14 protein-coding genes are annotated in these 17,878 nt (G+C 36.2%); 4 read left to right on the top strand and 10 right to left on the bottom strand.

Annotation, left to right across the window (positions count from 1 at the left end; all coding sequences use genetic code 11):
- Positions 1–7 precede the first annotated feature (7 nt).
- The 7 genes from HT687_RS07755 to HT687_RS07725 are packed head-to-tail and all read right to left on the bottom strand — an operon-like array spanning position 8 to position 6,413.
- On the bottom strand, positions 8–802 hold the full coding sequence (locus tag HT687_RS07755) for an energy-coupling factor transporter transmembrane protein EcfT (protein WP_023936273.1): 795 nt from the start codon (positions 800–802) through the stop codon (positions 8–10).
- Positions 795–1,634, bottom strand: coding sequence for an energy-coupling factor transporter ATPase (locus tag HT687_RS07750; protein WP_023936271.1), 840 nt, complete (start codon positions 1,632–1,634; stop codon positions 795–797). The genes HT687_RS07755 and HT687_RS07750 overlap by 8 nt, the downstream gene beginning before the upstream one ends.
- Positions 1,619–2,446: an energy-coupling factor ABC transporter ATP-binding protein gene (locus HT687_RS07745; protein ID WP_000835726.1), complete on the bottom strand. Its 828-nt coding sequence runs from the start codon at positions 2,444–2,446 to the stop codon at positions 1,619–1,621. The genes HT687_RS07750 and HT687_RS07745 overlap by 16 nt, the downstream gene beginning before the upstream one ends.
- Positions 2,443–2,988 carry a CDP-diacylglycerol--glycerol-3-phosphate 3-phosphatidyltransferase gene (pgsA, locus tag HT687_RS07740; RefSeq protein ID WP_000712127.1) on the bottom strand — a complete coding sequence of 182 codons (546 nt, stop codon included), beginning with the start codon at positions 2,986–2,988 and terminating at the stop codon, positions 2,443–2,445. Before pgsA ends, HT687_RS07745 begins: the two co-directional genes overlap by 4 nt.
- Before the next feature lie 10 nt (positions 2,989–2,998).
- Positions 2,999–3,841, bottom strand: a complete 843-nt coding sequence (gene rodZ / locus HT687_RS07735; RefSeq protein ID WP_023936269.1) for a cytoskeleton protein RodZ — start codon at positions 3,839–3,841, stop codon at positions 2,999–3,001.
- Positions 3,842–3,882: 41 nt separating this feature from the next.
- A complete protein-coding gene (locus HT687_RS07730) occupies positions 3,883–5,166 on the bottom strand; it encodes a pitrilysin family protein (protein ID WP_023936267.1) in 1,284 nt (427 codons plus the stop codon).
- The gene (locus tag HT687_RS07725) at positions 5,163–6,413 is read right to left on the bottom strand and encodes a pitrilysin family protein (RefSeq protein WP_172924139.1); all 1,251 of its coding nucleotides are present in this window, start codon (positions 6,411–6,413) and stop codon (positions 5,163–5,165) included. The genes HT687_RS07730 and HT687_RS07725 overlap by 4 nt, the downstream gene beginning before the upstream one ends.
- A 158-nt stretch (positions 6,414–6,571) precedes the next feature.
- Here HT687_RS07725 and yaaA point away from each other — a divergent pair, with 158 nt between their 5' ends.
- Both yaaA and recF read left to right on the top strand, forming a co-directional pair.
- Complete coding sequence (yaaA, locus tag HT687_RS07720; RefSeq protein ID WP_000455902.1) at positions 6,572–6,940, top strand: S4 domain-containing protein YaaA; 369 nt, start codon at positions 6,572–6,574, stop codon at positions 6,938–6,940.
- A 2-nt stretch (positions 6,941–6,942) separates the two neighbouring features.
- Positions 6,943–8,040, top strand: a complete 1,098-nt coding sequence (gene recF, locus HT687_RS07715; protein WP_000266672.1) for a DNA replication/repair protein RecF — start codon at positions 6,943–6,945, stop codon at positions 8,038–8,040.
- A 49-nt stretch (positions 8,041–8,089) separates the two neighbouring features.
- On the opposite strand, the gene guaB is transcribed toward recF, so the two are convergent.
- Both guaB and trpS read right to left on the bottom strand, forming a co-directional pair.
- On the bottom strand, positions 8,090–9,568 hold the full coding sequence (gene guaB / locus HT687_RS07710; protein ID WP_000073428.1) for an IMP dehydrogenase: 1,479 nt from the start codon (positions 9,566–9,568) through the stop codon (positions 8,090–8,092).
- 151 nt (positions 9,569–9,719) lie between these two features.
- The gene (gene trpS, locus HT687_RS07705; RefSeq protein WP_023936262.1) at positions 9,720–10,745 is read right to left on the bottom strand and encodes a tryptophan--tRNA ligase; all 1,026 of its coding nucleotides are present in this window, start codon (positions 10,743–10,745) and stop codon (positions 9,720–9,722) included.
- A 205-nt stretch (positions 10,746–10,950) separates the two neighbouring features.
- On the opposite strand from trpS, the gene HT687_RS07700 reads away from it, so the two are divergent.
- Together HT687_RS07700 and HT687_RS07695 are read left to right on the top strand one after the other, a co-directional pair.
- Positions 10,951–12,573 carry an ATP-binding cassette domain-containing protein gene (locus HT687_RS07700; RefSeq protein ID WP_000958774.1) on the top strand — a complete coding sequence of 541 codons (1,623 nt, stop codon included), beginning with the start codon at positions 10,951–10,953 and terminating at the stop codon, positions 12,571–12,573.
- A gap of 59 nt (positions 12,574–12,632) precedes the next feature.
- Positions 12,633–15,176, top strand: a complete 2,544-nt coding sequence (locus tag HT687_RS07695; RefSeq protein ID WP_023936260.1) for a YfhO family protein — start codon at positions 12,633–12,635, stop codon at positions 15,174–15,176.
- Positions 15,177–15,205: 29 nt separating this feature from the next.
- Here the strand turns inward: HT687_RS07695 and HT687_RS07690 are convergent, their stop codons facing one another.
- Positions 15,206–17,845, bottom strand: coding sequence for a YhgE/Pip domain-containing protein (locus HT687_RS07690; protein WP_023936258.1), 2,640 nt, complete (start codon positions 17,843–17,845; stop codon positions 15,206–15,208).
- Positions 17,846–17,878 lie beyond the last annotated feature (33 nt).

Genomic DNA, 17,878 nt, shown 5'->3' with positions numbered 1-17,878 from the left:
AAAGCTACTAAGATTTTAAGAAAAATAAGCAACAACCAAGTACGATAATAACAAGAATGGTCAGCGTATCCTTTAGAGTCCATTTCAATTGTCGATATTGACTTCTGCCTTTTCCACCCTGATAACCACGCGCTTCCATAGCGATAGCCAAGGAATCCGCACGTTTTAAACTTGTTGCAAAAAGAGGAATCAAAATGGGAATCATCGCCTTTACTTTTTGAACAATGCTTCCTTCACCAAAATCCACTCCACGCGCTTTCTGCGCATTCATAATCCGCGTCGTATCATCCATTAATGTTGGGACAAAACGTAGACTCATGGACAGCATCAATCCAATTTCATGAACTGGAACTTTCACACGCTTTAAAGGCGCTAACAAAGCTTCGACAGCTGATGCTAAACTTAAGGGCATGGTCGTTAAGGTTAACAAAGTTGAAAAGAAAATAATCAATACAAAACGACAAAAAATAATTCCAGCTTGTTGCAAAGCATAATCCGTGATTCTCACAAACGAAAACTCAAATAAAACATTCCCATTAGAAATGAAAAATAGTTGAAAAATAGTTGTGAAGGCAATCAAGAAAAACATAGACTTCAAGCCCTGAATAAAAAATGAAAGAGATACTCCTGACAAGGCAATAAATATCCCTGTCGCTATAAAAAGAATCAGATTCGTCAAGGGGTTATTAGCCCAAAACACAATCAAAATCAGTAGCATCATAGCAAGCAATTTGCTACGTGGATCCAATCGGTGAACAATCGAATCCCCTGGGATATAACGCCCTAAAATCATACTATCCATTTAGCGACTCCTTGAACTCCTCTATCTTAATCGGTAATCGTTTAAATGACACGCCTCTATCAGCCAATCGTTTACAAAAGGCCGTAATTTTAGGTACTCCCAACTGCACTTCTTCCATAAAGACAACATCTTGAAAGACATCACTTGGCTTACCACCCTTAACTAGACGTCCCTTTTCCATCACATAGACTTGATTCGCATGTTCAGCAACATCATCCATCAAATGTGTTACCAAGACGATGGTCATCCCTGACTGGTGGAGTTTTCTGAACAGGGTCATCAACTCTTTTCTCCCTAGAGGATCTAGACCAGCTGTTGGCTCATCTAAGACTAATATAGCTGGTTCCATGGCAAGTATGCCTGCAATGGCGACACGTCTCATTTGTCCACCAGACAACTCAAACGGACTACGATTAAAAAGTGATTCATCAATTCCAACCAAAGCCAGTTTCTCACGCGCAATCTGCTCCGCATCTTCCTCAGAAACTCCAAAATTTTGCGGTCCAAAAGCAACGTCTTTCAAAACCGTTTCTTCAAAAATCTGATTTTCAGCAAACTGAAATACCAAGCCAACCTGTTTTCTAATTTGACGAATATCTTTATTTTTAGAAGTCGAGGTGATTAAGGTATCAAAAACCCTCACACTCCCTTGACTTGGCACCAATAAACCATTTAAGAGTTGTAAAATAGTTGATTTACCACTACCTGTGTGCCCAATTAAAGCCGTATAAGAACCATCTTCAATCGTCAAAGAAACATCCGACAAAGCTGTTGAAGCTAAGGGAGTCCCTTCTTGATATGTAAAACTCACATTTTCTAGAGCAATTCCCATAATTTATCCTCTAGCTCACTTTCTGTCAAATAATTTTCAGGTAAATCATAGCCATTCTGGCTCAAAGAATATTTTACTTGATTGGCAAAAGGATCGTCTAATCCAATTTGATCTAAATCATTTCGAGAGAAAAGTTCTCTTGGGCTACTAGTTGATTCAATTTCCCCTTTTTTCATGACCAATACGCGGTCACTCATGGCAACTTCTTCCAAATCATGGGTAATAGAAATGACCGTCATATCATAGTCTTTCCGAATTCCCTGTACTGTCTCAATCAGTTCTCTACGCCCCTCAGGGTCCAACATACTCGTTGCTTCATCTAAGATTAAAATAGCTGGTCTTAGGGCTACAACACCTGCAATGGCCACACGTTGTTTTTGGCCACCTGATAGACGCGCCGGCTCTCTCTTTTTAAAGTCCAACATGCCAACCAAATCTAGAGCTTCCTCCACTCTCTTTTTCATTTCTTGACGAGAAAGACCCTGATTTTCCAAACCAAAGGCTACATCATCTTCAACAGTCGCTCCAACAAATTGATTGTCTGGATTTTGAAAAACCATACCGATTTGACGACGTATTTTCCAAACATTTTCCTCAGTCAACCGTTGACCATCTATTACAATCTCTCCAGATTCTGCTTCCAGTAAGCCATCAATTAATCGAACCGTCGTTGATTTACCACTACCATTATGCCCTACAATCGAAAGCCATTCTCCACGTTTCACGTGAAACGTAATATCCTTCACATCATAGTATTCTTGACTTTCCTTATAACGAAAAGAAAGATTTTTTACATCAATTATTGATTTCATTTCGAACCAAATGTCCCTTTAAATACATAGGCACTACCCTTGAAATAATCATAGCCAGAGTAGATAGTGAAAAACAAGGCCACATAAAGTAGAACTTGACCAAGCAAAGTCCAATGTAATAGCAAGAAAATAATGGCAAACATCTGACTAAAAGTTTTAATTTTTCCAGGCATTGCTGCTGCTAAAACTGTTCCACCAGTTTCAACCAATAAAAGCCTTAAACCTGTCACAGCCAACTCACGACAGATGATCACTGCAACAATCCAAGCTGGAGCCATACCTAACTCAATCAGCATAATAAAAGCCGACATAACTAGTAACTTATCCGCCATAGGATCTGCAAATTTACCAAAATTACTGACCACATTCCATTTACGAGCTAAATATCCATCTAAATAATCTGTAATACTAGCAATAGCAAAGATAATAGCTGCCACTATATGACTCTCTATCGAATTTCCTATCGTTAAAATAAAGATAAAAATAGGTATAAAGAGAATTCGACCTATTGTTAAAAGATTGGGAATTTGTTCTTTTTTCATTCGTTTTTCCTTAATTTTTAGTAAAGGTTACAGTGATTTGTCCAGTCTGAGCTGTTAATTTCGATAAATCAACAGTCTGATTATCTACTGTCAAAGCAACACCTTTTACAACACCTAAGGTAATTGTTACAGGACTTTTAGTTGCAACTGTTGCTTCTGCACTTTTCTTCTCTGGCGATAAGGTTACACCGCCCTCAAGTTCGCTTTCTGAAACGCTGACCCAACTTGTAACATCTGAAACTGCCAATTGCAATTTAACTGTTTCCTTACTTGTCTTATAAGCGATTTCTACATGATTTCCTTCACCTGATACACTTATAGCTGATTCTATACTAGAAGAACTGCTAGATGAACTACTACTTGAGGAGTGGGGAACAGAGCTAGTTGAACTTATTGAACTTGTTGATTGAACCACACTGTAATTAGAAAGAGAAGGCCCCTCTGGTTGAGTTTGAATATAGTTCCAAACATAATAGGTCACAAAAATTAAAATAGATAAGGCAAAAAGGATAAAATAAAATAAAGGTAAAAAGGATGGTTTTTTCTTATTTTTCTTACTTGAACGTCTGCGCCCTGTCAACTCGTCTTCATCAACATCTACTTCCTCATAAGTAATCATACTCCCAGAATCATAAGCATCCAAGACAATTTGGTCATCTAACTCAACAGCCCATGCATATTTTCTCAAGAAAGAACGCGTGTAAAAAGGACTTGGAAGTTGATCGAAATCGTCTGCTTCCATTGCTTCCAACATATCTAACTGGATTTCTGTCTTTTTCTGCAATTCATCTAAACTCAATCCCTGATTGATTCTAGCTAATCGTAAAACCTCACCAATTGTTTTTTTTCTCATACTTGTCATCCCTTCTTTCTAGTGTCTATTATGATAGGTTACTACGATGGGAATATTGTGAAATCAACTATATCCCCTTCATCTATTAAGTGATGCCCTGCTTCAAGGACATCCTCTAAAGTAATTTCCTGTAAAATTTTCGGCAAATCAAAAATTGTCTCACTATGTTCAAAAGCATCATATTGCGTTGCAAGCAATTCAAGAGAGTTCATGCTACTGAAAAATTCTCCAAACATCTCTCTTTTGATAATATCTAAATGATCCTCTGTAATATCTAAATCCTTTGTAAAATTACGAATGGCCTTCCTAAATTGATGGGATAAAGCAACTGGCTCTTTCGTATCCATTGTCAACATAACAAAATGAAAACGACTTGTTACTTCAATTTCAAGAGATAAGGAAGCATCTATTTTACCTGATTCATAACATTTTTGAAAACGATCCGAAGTCCAACCAAACATCATTGCAAACAATAATTTTAATAAAATATGATGTCGATAGCAATCCGCCTCAGCAACTTCTCGCTTACCTCTAACTCCAATCGCTAGTTTGGGAGAAGATACTTCCATTCTCATACTGTCTGTTTGCTTTACAGCCTGTAAAAGAAACTTTTCTCTTGCTAGTTCCTGAACATCTAAATCTTTCAGTTTTTTTCTTTCAAAATAGTCCTGTACTTTCTCTACATCAAAATCACCAACTAAAAACAGAGACATGTTTACAGGTTTGTAAAATCTTGCAAAATTTTCTTGCAAATTAGTTAGATTTATTTGGGAAATGGACTCCTCACTTCCAACTATATCCGTCGCTAAAGGTGTACCTGGATACAAATTCGCTAAGGTTGAAAAGAATAAACACGAATCTGGATCATCTTGATACATTTCTCGTTCTTGCTGAATAATATCCTGCTCTCTTAAAATGGAATCTTCAGTAAAATGTGCTGATGTTACCAATTCATCAAGTAAATCTAAATTTTCTAAAAAATGATCCGTTGCTGAAAAAAGATAGCTTGTTTTTGTAAAGCTTGTAAAGGCATTACTATCTGCACCTAGACTCGTAAAAGCAGACATCAAATCGCTAGAATCTTCTCTCTCAAATAATTTATGTTCAAGAAAATGAGCAATTCCCGCAGGATATTCTTTTACATCTCCGTCAACTTCTGTGACAAGCGTATCTACCGAACCAAACTGTACAGTGACACTCCCGTAAACCTCTTTAAATTCCTTTTTAGGCAAAAGAACAACTGTTAATCCATTTGACAAACGAGTTCGATAAATCATTTCTTTTACAGCTGGATAGTATTTTTCTTCAAAAACAACCTTTGTCATTCTATTCCTTCCATAAAGTAAATCGCCTGTAGTTTCACATTATTAGCTGCTCTACAAATAGCATCTTTGTCAACTTGCTCGAGTTTTGCAATCCAACCTTTAAAGTCTGCTGAAGATTTTCCAAGTAAGGCATTTTGATAAGCACGTTCAATCAATGAACCTTGATTATCTTGAGAAAGCAACAAAGACCGACGAATCATTTCCTTGGTCTGCTCTAGCTCAAGCTCTGTAAAATAACCTTTTTTTAAATCAAGTAATTGATTATTCATCATTTTTCGAGCCTGATTCCTATTTTCTCGATTGATACCAGCATACATTCTCAAGAATCCACTAAATAAATCAAGCTGACTTGAAATGGTATAAGCTAATCCAGCATTTTCACGGACATTTGTAAAGAGCTTAGAGTGAGCAAATCCACCAAGTAAACCATTCATTACAATCATGGGTAAATGTTGCTCATCGCCATATTCAGCAGAGCAATAATATCCCAACTCTAAAATAGACTGTCCCACATTTTTCCGAACCATACCTTCCTGAAGGATATTGGAATAAGGTTGACAATACTGAACCTTCATATCTCCTTTTCGAGCTTTAAAGGCAAATGATTCTAATACATTTTGAATTTCAACCTCATTAAAATCACCTAGGAAAAAGAAATCTATTCGATCATTGGCCAAAAATTCTTGGAAACAAGAATAAGAACTTTGTGGAGTTTCAGCTAAAATACGATTTCGTAAATCACTATATTCCAATTGAAGACGTTCATCATGAAAAAACAATTTATCCAATTCTTTATGTGCAAAATAAAAAGAATCATCCATATCAGCTGCTAAACTTGCTAGCAATTGTTTTTTCTCAATTTCAAATAAGGCCGGATCAAACCCATTATCAACTACTACGGGTGAAAAAAGAGTTTCTTTTACAAGTTCCAAAATCTGAGAGGTTAGCACGTTTTTCCTACTTAAAAACTCATCACGAACATAGGTAAATGTCAATTCTATAATGTGGCTTTGCCCTCTTCTGAAACAATTGGTTGACATATCTGTACCGTATAGACTGGCCAAGTGTCTCCTCAAATCTTGAGAAGTGGGGTACATCTGATTAGCAGTCTCTAGCATACTTGCACTCAACATGTGACCTGCAATCGTATCAAGGGATAATGGAGCGGTAAAACGCACGGTAATTTTGTTTGTTTTAAACTTTTTTGATTGGATAAAATGTGTTGAAATTCCATGCACTAACTCCATGATTTACCTCCTTATATACAGACTTCTATTATATCACGAAAACCTGAAATTTTCTTGTTCCCTGTAACACTTTTGAAATAAAAATCGCTTACATTTCTCGCTGTCTCTCTCACTATTTTTAGGAAAATATGGTATAATACCAAAGATTGAGGTGAATTATGGAATACAAATTATTTGAAGAATTTATTACCCTCCAAGCACTACTCAAAGAACTTGGAATTACACATAGCGGAGGAGCTATTAAATCATTTCTCTCTGAACATTCTGTTTACTTTAATAGGGAATTAGAGAGTCGTCGTGGAAAAAAACTTCGTATTGGCGATAAAGTTGACATCCCTGACATGAACATTGACATCTTGTTGACACAACCTACTTCTGAAGAACAAGATGAATACCAAGCTGATAAAGTTGAAAAAGAACGGATCGCTAAACTTGTCAAAAAGATGAATAAGGGAGTTAAAAAAGACAAATCGAAACCTGCTTCATCACCAAAAAGCAAACAAGCTCCACGATTCCCTGGTAGATAATCATGTGGCTACAACACCTATCTCTCAAAACTTTTCGTAACTACAAAGAGACGAAAATAGACTTTAATCCTAAATTAAATGTCTTTTTAGGACGTAATGCACAAGGTAAAACAAATATGTTAGAGGCTATCTATTTTTTAGCCTTAACACGTAGCCATCGAACTCGAACAGATAAAAATCTCATTCATTTTGATGAGGAACAACTTCATCTTTCAGGTCTCGTTCAGAAAAAAACGGGATCTATTCCTCTCGAAATTGAACTAACACAAAAAGGACGTGTTACAAAAGTTAATCACTTAAAACAGGCACGACTTTCAGACTATGTAGGACACATGAATGTTGTCTTATTTGCTCCTGAAGATTTACAACTAATTAAAGGGGCACCTTCAGTTCGACGAAAATTCATTGATATGGAGCTTGGGCAAATTAAGCCAATCTATTTATCGGATTTAACCAATTATAACCACATCCTAAAACAAAGAAACACTTACCTAAAATCAGCTCAAAAAATAGATGAAACCTTCCTTTCAGTCTTAGATGATCAGCTAGTTGATTATGGATGTCGTGTAATGAATCACCGCTTAGATTTCATAAAAAAACTAGAGCATTTTGGTCGTAAGAAACATTTTGAACTTTCTAATCAGATTGAAGAACTGTCACTATCCTATCAATCTTCTGTAAAGATAACTGACAAAGAAGACTTATCAGAATCTTTCAAAATTGCTTTAGAAAAAAGTAGATCCAGAGATTTATTTAAAAAGAATACTGGTGTCGGTCCTCATCGAGATGACATTTCTTTTTATATAAATGGGATGGATGCTAGTTTCGGAAGTCAAGGGCAACATCGTAGTCTCGTCCTTTCTATAAAATTAGCAGAAATCGAATTAATGGAAAGTATTACTACAGAATCTCCGATATTATTGCTTGACGATGTGATGAGTGAACTTGACAACACTAGACAACTAAAATTATTAGAAACGATTTCTCATTCAATCCAAACCTTTATCACAACAACAAGCTTAGACCATCTTCAAAATCTGCCAGAAAATCTAAGTATTTTCACTATTCAAGATGGTAAAGTTGTTGTAAATAAAACTTAACAGCATTGTAAAAGAACTCCTGTTTTCGCAGGAGTTCTTTTCATTTCTTTTACATAGAATAATTTGGTGCCTCATTCGTAATTTGTACATCGTGAGGGTGGCTTTCTTTCAAACCAGCACCAGACATTTCAATAAATTGAGCATTATCGTGTAGTTCTTTAAGGTTAGCTGCACCACAGTAACCCATACCAGAGCGAATACCACCAATCATTTGGAAGACAATATCAGCTGCCGCACCTTTATAAGCAACACGACCTTCAATTCCTTCTGGAACAAGTTTGTTTGCTTCATTAACAGAACCTTGGAAGTAACGATCGCTTGAACCTTTCTTCATAGCAGCAATTGATCCCATACCACGGTAAGTCTTGAACTTACGTCCTTGGAAGATTTCAGTTTCACCTGGTGCTTCATCAGTTCCAGCAAACATTGATCCAAGCATAACAGCATTTCCACCAGCCGCAAGTGCTTTTACAATATCTCCAGAATACTTGATTCCACCGTCAGCAATGATAGTCTTACCATATTCACGCGCAACAGCTGCAGCATCGTAGATAGCTGTTACTTGCGGAACACCAACACCTGCAATCACACGAGTAGTACAGATAGAACCTGGACCAATCCCAACCTTGACAACGTCTACACCTGCTTCATAAAGAGCACGTGCACCTTCAGCAGTAGCAATATTTCCAGCAATTAAAGTACGATCTGGAAAATGAGCACGAATCTCAGCAATTTTACGCAAGACACCTGCAGAATGACCATGTGCAGTATCAATAACAATCGCATCCGCTCCTGCCTCAAAAAGAGCCTCTGCACGTTCAAATGTATCTGAAGTAACACCTACTGCACCTGCAACTAGAAGACGACCAAACTCATCTTTAGCCGCATTTGGAAACTCAATAACTTTTTCAATATCTTTGATAGTGATCAAACCAGAAAGACTGCCTTCTTCATCGACCAACGGAAGTTTTTCAATACGATGCTCTTGAAGAATACTCTCAGCCGTTGCAAGATCCGTACCCACAGGAGCAGTAACAAGATTTTCACTAGTCATATGGTTTGAAATTGGTTGATTATAATCTGAAATAAAACGAAGATCTCGGTTTGTCAAAATACCAACCAATTTACGATTTTCAAGTGTTTCAACAACTGGAACACCACTGATGCGGTAACGACCCATAAGCTCATCTGCTTCAGCAATTGTATGTTCAGGCGTCAAGAAGAACGGATCAATAATAACTCCATTTTCAGAACGTTTTACCTTACGAACCTCGTCTGCTTGTTGAGCAATTGACATGTTTTTATGGATAACTCCGAGACCGCCTGCACGAGCAATAGCAATGGCCATTTGACTCTCTGTAACTGTGTCCATGGCAGCGGTAATAATTGGGATATTTAAAGTCAAATTATCTGCCAATTTAGTTGTTAAATCTGCATCGTTAGGCAACACATGACTTTCAGCTGGAATAAGCAATACATCATCAAAGGTAAAACCTTTTTTCAAAAATTTAGTGTCCCAATTAGACATTCGAAGTTTCCTCTTTTCTTTCTTTTTGAGCTTGACTCTTTTTATATTGTATCTATCATACCATTCTATAAAAATTTGTCAAATGTTACAGGGGTAAATAAAAAACTATCTTTTCTTTGAGATAGAAATGATAGTTTCTTGTAAAATAAACCTAGTTAAAGTAATGAAGTCCCATTGCTCCTTTAACCTCAGATAAGGTCTGACCTGCAACTTCACGTGCTCTTTCACTACCTTTTTGAAGCATATTATAAACTTCTCCCATATCCTTAGTAAATTCAATACGGCGCTCACGAATAGAACCCAGTTCACGTTCTAATATTTCAAGTAGATAACGCTTGGTCTTCACATCACCAAGACCACCTCGTTGATAATGTTCTTTCATGTCAGCAATTTCTTGAGCATCTTCTGGACGACCAAAAACATCTAGATAATGGAAAACCATATTTCCCTCAATCTTACCTGGATCTTCCACTCGAATATGATCTGGATCTGTATACATACTCATTACTTTTTTACGTAAAGTATCCGCATCATCAGCTAAATAAATACCGTTATTGAGTGATTTAGACATTTTAGCATTCCCATCCAAACCAGGCAAACGCCCTGCTCTTTCATTTTCTGGGTAAATACCTTCCGGTTCTACCAAGACATCACAGTTATATGCATTGTTAAAAGAACGAACAATTTCACGAGTTTGCTCAATCATTGGTTTCTGATCTGTCCCAACAGGAACATAATTAGCCTTGAAAGCTGTGATGTCAGCTGCTTGAGCTATTGGATAGACCAAGAATCCTGTCGGAATGCTTTCTCCAAATCCTTTCTGAGCAATTTCTGTCTTGACAGTTGGATTACGCTCCAGACGTGCTAATGAAACCAGATTCATATAATACATAGACAACTCAGCCAGCTCTGGAATCTGGCTTTGAATAAAGATAGTTGATTTACTTGGATCCAATCCAACTGCAAGATAATCCAAAGCCACATTTCCGATAGACTCTACAATGGTTTGAGGATCTTTGGCATGATCTGTCAAGGCTTGTTGGTCAGCCAAGAACACAAACATATCATACTTATCCTCTTCCTGTAATAATACTCGATTTTTGAGACTTCCAACATAATGTCCAATATGCAATTTTCCTGTTGGACGGTCTCCTGTTAAAATAATGGGTTTAGTCATTTTGTTCTCCTTCGATATAGTCCCTTCAATTATAGCATTTTTTTAATGAAATAACCGCAATTTATCAAAATAAATCAACCTTACTATTCACGGATTTGTGTAAAGTATGCTGTAAAATTAATTTACACAAAATTGACAGATAAAAATTTGAATATTTCCGTATTTTCTAGTAGAATAAATATATTACACATATAGGAGAAAAACATTGCTTACAGTATCTGATGTTTCACTACGTTTTAGTGATCGCAAACTTTTTGATGATGTCAATATCAAATTTACAGAAGGAAATACTTACGGATTAATCGGTGCTAATGGTGCCGGAAAATCAACCTTTTTAAAAATTTTAGCCGGAGATATCGAACCTACTACTGGTCACATCTCTCTTGGTCCAGATGAACGTCTCTCTGTTCTTCGTCAAAATCACTTTGACTATGAAGATGAACGTGCCATTGATGTTGTTATCATGGGAAATGAAAAACTTTATAGCATCATGAAAGAGAAAGATGCTATCTACATGAAGGAAGATTTCTCAGACGAGGACGGGGTTCGTGCTGCCGAACTCGAAGGAGAGTTTGCTGAGCTTGGAGGCTGGGAAGCAGAAAGCGAAGCCTCTCAACTCCTTCAAAACCTAAACATTCCAGAAGAATTACACTACCAAAACATGAGCGAATTGGCCAACGGTGAGAAAGTAAAGGTTCTCCTTGCCAAAGCACTTTTTGGTAAACCAGATGTTCTTCTCTTGGACGAGCCTACCAACGGTTTAGACATCCAATCAATTACATGGTTAGAAGACTTCTTGATTGACTTTGATAACACAGTTATCGTAGTATCCCACGACCGTCACTTCTTAAACAAAGTATGTACTCACATGGCCGACCTTGACTTTGGAAAAATCAAACTCTATGTCGGAAACTACGACTTCTGGAAGGAATCTTCTGAACTCGCTGCTAAATTGCTAGCAGACCGTAATGCTAAAGCAGAAGAAAAAATTAAACAATTGCAAGAATTCGTTGCTCGTTTCTCTGCTAATGCTTCTAAATCAAGACAAGCAACATCACGTAAGAAAATGCTTGATAAGATTGAACTAGAAGAGATTGTACCATCTAGTCGTAAATATCCATTTATTAACTTTAAAGCGGAGCGTGAAATAGGTAATGATCTCCTGACAGTAGAAAATCTAACTGTAAAGATTGATGGTGAGACTATTTTAGATAATATCAGTTTTATCTTGCGTCCAGGTGATAAGACAGCGCTTATTGGTCAAAATGACATCCAAACGACTGCATTAATTCGTGCAATCATGGGGGACATTGACTATGAAGGAACTGTCAAGTGGGGAGTAACTACTAGCCGTTCTTACTTGCCAAAAGATAACTCGGCAGATTTTGCAGGAGGAGAGTCAATCCTTGACTGGTTGCGTCAATTCGCAAGTAAAGAAGAAGATGACAATACTTTCCTACGTGGCTTCCTCGGCCGTATGCTCTTCTCTGGAGATGAGGTTAACAAACCTGTAAATGTCTTGTCAGGGGGAGAAAAAGTTCGTGTCATGCTTTCAAAACTCATGCTTTTAAAATCAAATGTCCTTGTACTTGATGATCCAACAAATCACTTGGACTTGGAATCTATCTCAAGCTTGAATGATGGATTGAAAAACTTTAAAGAATCAATCATCTTTGCCAGCCATGACCACGAGTTTATTCAAACTCTAGCTAACCATATCATTGTCTTGTCTAAAAATGGCGTCATTGACCGTATCGATGAAACCTATGATGAATTCCTAGAAAATGCAGAAGTACAAGCAAAAGTTAAAGAACTTTGGAAAGACTAAAAAAATTCAAAACTCAGTTGGGTTAACCAGCTGAGTTTTCTAACATTTTATGAGGTAACATGAAATTATTTTTTAAAACATATTGGATCTATTTTGTTTCTTTCATCATTCCTGTAGTAATTATGATAGGAGTATATCTATCTCAAGGTATCTACTGGAATAGCGACAAATCTCCTCTATTAGGAGATGGCTTTCATCAATACGTTATTTTTGATATAGCTCTAAGAAATATCCTACATGGAAATAGTAGTCTGTTTTACACCTTTACAAGTGGTCTAGGGCTAAACTTCTATGCTCTATCTAGTTATTACTTGGGTAGTTTTCTTTCACCTCTGGTTTACTTTTTTGATCTAACGAATATGCCAGATGCTGTCTATCTGACCACTCTCTTAAAATTTGGATTGATTGGTCTGTCAACCTTTTTTAGTTTGAATAAATTGTTTCAATCTATCCCTCAGACTTTAAAACTAGCCTTATCTACTTCCTATACTCTGATGAGTTTCACTGTCAGTCAATTAGAGATAAAAACCTGGCTAGATGTTTTTATCTTGATTCCTTTAATTATAACTGGTTTACATCTACTGATAACTGAAAAGAAACTCCTATTGTACTTTACAAGTCTGTCAATCTTATTTATTCAAAATTATTATTTTGGATATATGACAGTATTGTTTCTTATTTTCTGGTATCTCTGTCAAATTTCGTGGGACTTTAAGACTCGAAAATCATCTGTTCTTGATTTCATAGTTATCTCCTTTTTAGCTGGTGTGGCTAGTTTGATTATGACTCTTCCCACTCTGTTTGATTTACAGACACATGGGGAAAAATTGACTGAAGTTACAAAGTTTCAAACTGAAAGTAGCTGGTATCTTGATCTCTTTGCTAAGCAATTCATTGGTTCCTTTGACACAACAAAGTATGGGGCCATCCCAATGATTTTTGTTGGACTACTTCCCTTTATTTTGACCATTTTATTTTTTACGCTGAAATCTATTAAGTTTCACGTGAAACTCATATATGTAATATTCTTTGCATTTCTAATTGCAAGCTTTTACATAGAAGCTCTTGACTTATTTTGGCAAGGTATGCATACTCCAAATATGTTTTTACATCGCTATTCTTGGATTTTCTCTACCTTGTTAATTTACACAGCAGCGGAAGTCTTAAATCGTCTGAAAGAAATTAAAATCTGGAATTTTTTAGTTTCGCTTTTTCTTATAGTAACAGGATTTTTAGCTACCATCTATCTAAAATCACATTATTCTTTTTTAACAGATTTGAATATTCTACTGACTCTTGAATTTTTAGTTGTCTATTCTCTTTTACTCCTTGCAGTTATCAAAAAGTTTATCTCTGTAAATCTATTTGCCATTCTAATCTCTTTATTTATAATGGTTGAAATAAGTTTAAATGCTTCATCTCAAATAGACGGAATTGCTAAAGAATGGGGATTTGCTTCTCGAAGTGCATATAATCGAGATATCCCAGCTATGAAATCTTTCTCAACATATATTGGAAATCAATTTACTCGTACTGAAAAACTAGAGACTCAAACAGGAAATGACAGTATGAAATTCAACTACAATGGAATATCTCAATTTTCATCTGTTCGAAATCGTTCAGCAAGCTCTACTTTGGATAAACTTGGGTTTAAATCCTCTGGGACTAATCTCAATCTACGCTATGCAAATAATAGTATTTTGGCTGATAGTTTATTTGGTATCCAGTACAATATCTCAGACAGTCCTAGTGATAAGTATGGTTTTAAAGATATCTATCAAAAAGATAATCTTACCCTATATGAAAATCAATTCTCTCTTCCGATTGCCTTTGCTAGTCAATCTGTTTACAATGATGTCAAGTTCAATGAACATACTTTAGATAATCAAGCCTCGTTTTTAAATCAACTTGCTAACGTCGATTTTGATTATTTTTCTACAATCCCTTATGACAAAACAGAAAATACTAATGATTTGATTATTGTCACAAGTTCTTCAAATGAGGATGCAGCAATCCAGTATCAAATTGAAGTGCCAGAAAACAGCCAAGTTTATCTTTCTTTCACAAACCTTCACTTTTCTAATGATAAACAAAAAAAGGTTGACATCCTTGTAAATGGAGAAAAGAAAACTTTTACAACTGATAATATCTTCTCCTTCTTTAATCTAGGCTATACAAAAGAGAAAAAAACTTTCAATATCAATGTTAGTTTCCCTGGAAATTCACAAGTATCATTTGAATCTCCTACCTTCTACCGTTTAGATACCAAAACATTCACCGAGGCAATTCAAAAAATTAAAGAACAACCTGTCACAGTATCAACTTCTAAAAACAAGGTCTTTGCTACATATGATGTTAAACAAGATACGTCCATTTTCTTCACCATTCCTTATGACAAAGGTTGGTCTGCCTACCAAGATGGTAAGAAAATAGAAATTAAACAAGCTCAAACTGGATTTATGAAAGTTGAGGTTCCCAAGGGGAAAGGAACTATTACACTCTCCTTCATTCCCAATGGTTTTATTACTGGAGCAATTTGTTCCTTTACTTCTCTCTTACTATTTGGAACCTATAATCACAGACGAAAGTCATCTAAGGCATAAAAAATCGACCAATTAATCGGTCGATTTTTTTAATCTTCTTCCATTTTCTTAGGTTGATAGGCTAGCATACCTAAACCAGTAAATAGAGCTAGTATGGCATCTAGGAAAATGACTTGCTGATGAATATTTCCTGTCATAGAGATTGTTTGTCGTAATCCCGAAACTGAATAACTCATTGGTAACCAAGGACTAATAGTTCTAAAGAAATCATTTGTCAAGGCAAGTGGATAAGTACCGGCACTTGATGCTAACTGTAATAAAAGCAAAATAAGTGAGAAGAAAGCTCCTATACGGCTATTCCATGTTGTTAATGCGGTCACCATGGACATGAATACTAAACTTGTTAGGATAATGAGAATAAATGTTCTCATCTCATGATTAGCCGTTAGACCAATAAGATGAACTCCTCCATATACCAAAATTCCTGCCAAAACAGCTATAATACCATTTATTTCAGCCCGAGATTTCAACCAAGCCCAACGGCTCTCTGGATGACGTCCTGAAGGCAGCTTCGCAAAGATCATATTCGTTGATATTGCTGCAACAAAGAGAGCAACTGATATCATATAAGGAGCCATTGCAATTCCATTTACAGGAACTTGGTCATTGTCTGTTTTGGAAAGATTGAGTGGATTTGACAAAATATCTGCATTTTGAGATTCCGTAGATGCTGATTTGAGTTGATCACTAGCATTACTTAGTCCTTGTCCTAAAGAAGCAACTCCTGTCTGTAAACCTTCCAATCCAGAAGTTAACTTTGTTCCACCTTCTGCTAATTTCCCAGCTCCATCTGCCAATTTATTAGCTCCACTTTCTAATTGAGAAGCACCTGAAAGTAACTGACTGGATTTGTCAGCTAGTCGGCTAGATCCTGACTGCAATTTATCAACTCCTGCTATCAATTCTTGACTCTTTTGATTCAATTGGTTAGAGCCAGTTGATAATTTTTCAATACCAGATACTAATTCTGGAGTTTTTTCAACTAATTGACTAACTCCTGCTGTCAAGCTAGAAGATTTTTGTGTCAAGGTGTTTGAGCCTGAAACTAGTTGATCCAAACTACCTGTCAAGGTGGCATTTTTTTCACTTAGTTTACTTGCTCCCTGAGAAACTTTATCAACACCTGTAGTATATGCGTTTACACCTGATGCAATCGACTGACTATCAGGAACTAATTTGCTAGTAACAGCTCCTTGTATCTCTGTTAATCCACTTGACAATCTTGTCAAAGAAGTAGAAGCAATAGGTAATACTTGATTAGCTTGATTTTTTAAAGTCGCAAGATTAGAAGATTGATTTTGTAAGTTTTCTAAACTTCCCTGTAAACCTTTAACTACAGCTACAATTGACTGTGCTGATTGAATACTATCAGTCGAATTTTGAGATACAGAAGCACTTATTTCACCTTGTTGCTCACTTGTCAAAGATTGATAAGCTGCTGTCGATTGAATATTGGCTAATGTAGTCGCTTTAGCAGACTGAGCACTTGCTAACATTTGATTAGAAAGAGATACTATACTTGATAAAACAGAATCTAATTGTTTTGTATCTCCAACATCAATATTTTGAATGGCTTGATTTAACTGATTCAGACCAGAAGATAATTGATTAATTTGATCTTTTTTCCCAGACGAAGCATCTAACTTGCTAGAAAGTTGTTGAATCCCTTCACTTAATTGCTCCACCCCTATTCGAAGTGTAGCTGATTGATTAGATAACTGATTAGCACCTGTTGCAAGACTTCCCACTCCATTGGTGTAGGCACTAACACCAGATGAAAATTGATTAAGACCAGCATTAAGCTGAGAAACACCGCCAGTATAGGATTCTACACCAGAATATAACTGATTGATTCCTCCTACTAATTCAGGACTTTTAGAAGATAATTGACCTAATCCGCTATCTAATTGACTCACTGCACCAGTATATGTAACTAAACCACTATTAAAATTCCCTAAGCCAAGATGAAGTTGTTCAACACCAGAGACATAAGAGGATAATCCTTTAGTAAACTGCTCCGTTCCATTTGAAAATGTTAAACTTGAAGCTGCTAAAGAGTGTAGGTTAGTAGTTAATGTTTGACTTCCTGCCACTAACTGATTCGCTACATCAGTTAGTTTTTCACTTCCAGAATCTGCTTGGCTCATACCATCCTTTAAATAGACCATTTTGTTGAATAAAGCTTTAGTATAGGTCTCGGTTACATTGGTAGAAACACTCTGCTTTAATTGTGTCATAGCAGAATCGCTCATCTTGCTGGCAATAAAACTATGACCACTTGAAGTCTGATAATCGATTTGCATTTGCTCTGGATAATCCATTAAAATAGAAGCTGCTTTTTCAGATAAATCACTTGGTAAAGTCACTACCATATAGTAATCGCCATTTTCTAAACCCTTCTTACCTTCTTCATCTACAAAATGAAAATCCAAGGTTTTATTTTCTTTTAAATTGGACACCATGTCTTTTCCTATAGACATGCTATTACCATTATAGGAAGCCTCTTTATCATTATTGACAACTGCCACAGGTAAGTCAGACAATTGCCCATATGGATCCCACATTGATGACAAAAATATGATATTGTACAGAGCTGGAATAAGAGAAATCCCTATCATGACAATAATAAAGGTTGGTTTTTTAAAAATTGCTTTCCATTCTTTAAACATAGTTTCTCCTTTTTTAAACATATTGTCTAAAAT

This window comes from Streptococcus sp. 1449, from assembly GCF_013276805.1.
Classification (GTDB): domain Bacteria; phylum Bacillota; class Bacilli; order Lactobacillales; family Streptococcaceae; genus Streptococcus; species Streptococcus pseudopneumoniae.
This window is presented reverse-complemented; position numbering and strand designations above follow the sequence as displayed.

What these genes read in the sequence shown, in the direction of transcription:
- HT687_RS07755 (WP_023936273.1), bottom strand. Translation starts at nt 802, where the DNA reads ATGGATAGTATGATTTTAGGGCGTTATATCCCAGGGGATTCGATTGTT.
- HT687_RS07750 (WP_023936271.1), bottom strand. Translation starts at nt 1,634, where the DNA reads ATGGGAATTGCTCTAGAAAATGTGAGTTTTACATATCAAGAAGGGACT.
- HT687_RS07745 (WP_000835726.1), bottom strand. Translation starts at nt 2,446, where the DNA reads ATGAAATCAATAATTGATGTAAAAAATCTTTCTTTTCGTTATAAGGAA.
- pgsA (WP_000712127.1), bottom strand. Translation starts at nt 2,988, where the DNA reads ATGAAAAAAGAACAAATTCCCAATCTTTTAACAATAGGTCGAATTCTC.
- rodZ (WP_023936269.1), bottom strand. Translation starts at nt 3,841, where the DNA reads ATGAGAAAAAAAACAATTGGTGAGGTTTTACGATTAGCTAGAATCAAT.
- HT687_RS07730 (WP_023936267.1), bottom strand. Translation starts at nt 5,166, where the DNA reads ATGACAAAGGTTGTTTTTGAAGAAAAATACTATCCAGCTGTAAAAGAA.
- HT687_RS07725 (WP_172924139.1), bottom strand. Translation starts at nt 6,413, where the DNA reads ATGGAGTTAGTGCATGGAATTTCAACACATTTTATCCAATCAAAAAAG.
- yaaA (WP_000455902.1), top strand. Translation starts at nt 6,572, where the DNA reads ATGGAATACAAATTATTTGAAGAATTTATTACCCTCCAAGCACTACTC.
- recF (WP_000266672.1), top strand. Translation starts at nt 6,943, where the DNA reads ATGTGGCTACAACACCTATCTCTCAAAACTTTTCGTAACTACAAAGAG.
- guaB (WP_000073428.1), bottom strand. Translation starts at nt 9,568, where the DNA reads ATGTCTAATTGGGACACTAAATTTTTGAAAAAAGGTTTTACCTTTGAT.
- trpS (WP_023936262.1), bottom strand. Translation starts at nt 10,745, where the DNA reads ATGACTAAACCCATTATTTTAACAGGAGACCGTCCAACAGGAAAATTG.
- HT687_RS07695 (WP_023936260.1), top strand. Translation starts at nt 12,633, where the DNA reads ATGAAATTATTTTTTAAAACATATTGGATCTATTTTGTTTCTTTCATC.
- HT687_RS07690 (WP_023936258.1), bottom strand. Translation starts at nt 17,845, where the DNA reads ATGTTTAAAGAATGGAAAGCAATTTTTAAAAAACCAACCTTTATTATT.